Here is a 1830-nt window from a genome sequence, read left to right as displayed (position 1 = left end):
TCTTTTGCTTTCACAACTCCACTTATATCTAAATCATTTGGTATTCTAAACTCCAGACTTCCCTTTCCCTTTTTATAGGCCACCGCGTATAGTTGATATTCTAAATCTTTAGTTTTCGCATAATCCATCAAATACTCTTGTTTAATTGTATTATTACAATTTGGACACTTCCCAACACTTCGAGCAATAGTAGTTGTAGTATCCGGATCATATTCCCCATCATCTGTTGCAATCGTCGTCCCCTTCCCCTTTTTTCCCCTTATTAATTCAAAATCAACCCGCTTATTCTCACCATTACCAATCGGTTTTACTGCATACCAATCACTAGTCACTTTTCGTGCTTGTCCTTTACCACCATAATTACTAGTTTTACTTAACCACCAATTAGGACTTAAAGGAATAACAGACTGACAATGGGGACAAACAACCGTGTGGGCCCATAAATAATTTTGTACTGTTTCCTCTGGTAAGGACGGAAAAAACTCAGCCAATCTTTTTTCTGCTTCCTCTCCCACCCACTTTACCCACCTATCAATATCATCTTGTAAATCTGCTCCAAACTTTATCGGATATTCCATAGCTGCTTTCATCGTTACCACAGCCACTGAATTTAAATCAGAAGCCAAAACATTCAATCCATATCTAACCGCTTCAAAAGGTATACTACCTCCTCCTGCAAAAGCATCTAAAACCGTCGGAGTAGGATTTCCCCACACTTCCACGCAATAACCTTGCACCTTCTTAATTAATTCCCGGGAGGGAGGTGTTTTGTAGAGCTTCACCTCTTCTCCCCGTTTTAAACCCAATAAATCCTCAAATTCCTCCATACTTACATCCGCAGGTAGCAAAGATGCCAACACACTAGCCCGACTAAAAGATAAAGGTTTGCGTGAATACCAGCGATGCAGTCCCTTAAATGGATTTGCTCCATGTTCATAATAAACCTGCTCATTTAACGTTTGCACTGGCAATCTTTTCTCTATCAATAAATCTGGCCTTTGTCTGTCATTCACCATAAGACTAGTATGTGACTAATTTATATTCATAGCAATTGTAACATATTTAAAACTACTCCACTAATTTTTCCCATCTTGTCCCGCGAGCTCCCATAGGGAGTGCTTCGCAATCGCCCTAATATACAGCAAGAGTAGTATCCTTCTCGCGACATCGCCCTAATATATCTCTAACTCATGGGAAGACCCACGAGTTAAGTAGAAAACTAATTAATCACAATATGTCTTACCAGAATACTCATCACTTCCCCAGAATTACCAGTTGGCGTCAGATCACTCCAATCCGTTGCATTGGCATAACCAAGCACGTGTAGATAGTGAATCGTACTAATTACCGTCTTTTTCGACCCGATCAACAGATGTTTTAGTGGTTCCCGGTGACTAGCTTGTGAAACCACCCTAGAGTCAACCACTCCAGTATCATCAATGCTGCTGATGAAATTTCTAATTTGTGCCATAATTTATTTGCCTCTATTTTGGGGTGTAAGGTGATCTGGAAATCTTGGTTCGAGACCTCGGTCACCTTACTTTTTTCTAATTATAAAACTATTTGAACAGATATGCAATAGGTTTACAGAAAATAATTAATAATTTTTGTAAAGTCTTGCGACTTGTCAAGCATAAATGAAAAATACAAGAATCCTGCACTCATTTGATTAGAGAGTAATATCTCACATATCTTGTCTGTTCTCGCAATACGTTGCTCAACCCAGTCACCTGTGAACAAGGTGTTATGGGTCATTGCTGGTATCTGTTTCCTTCTGTTCCTCTTCATCATTTTTGGCTTGCGATCGCTTTGCGACAGCAGAAACCAACT

General features: G+C 39.5%; 3 protein-coding genes. All 3 read right to left on the bottom strand.

All coding sequences use genetic code 11. From position 1 onward, the window contains the following. Positions 1-1016 (bottom strand): DUF1156 domain-containing protein (locus ASL19_RS11515; protein WP_152980433.1); only part of this gene is annotated, 1016 nt, incomplete at its 3' end. A gap of 203 nt (positions 1017-1219) precedes the next feature. Continuing rightward, entirely contained in the window at positions 1220-1471 is a 252-nt protein-coding gene (locus ASL19_RS11510) for a hypothetical protein (protein WP_057178457.1), read from the bottom strand. Positions 1472-1584: 113 nt separating this feature from the next. Continuing rightward, the coding region (locus ASL19_RS18645) for a hypothetical protein (protein ID WP_235528990.1) at positions 1585-1830 on the bottom strand (246 nt) is incomplete at its 5' end.

Origin of the sequence: Cylindrospermopsis sp. CR12 (genome assembly GCF_001432185.1) — a bacterium.
GTDB classification, from domain to species: Bacteria; Cyanobacteriota; Cyanobacteriia; order Cyanobacteriales; family Nostocaceae; genus Raphidiopsis; species Raphidiopsis raciborskii.
Note: the sequence above shows the minus strand (reverse complement) of the source record. Positions and strands in the feature narration are given on the sequence as shown.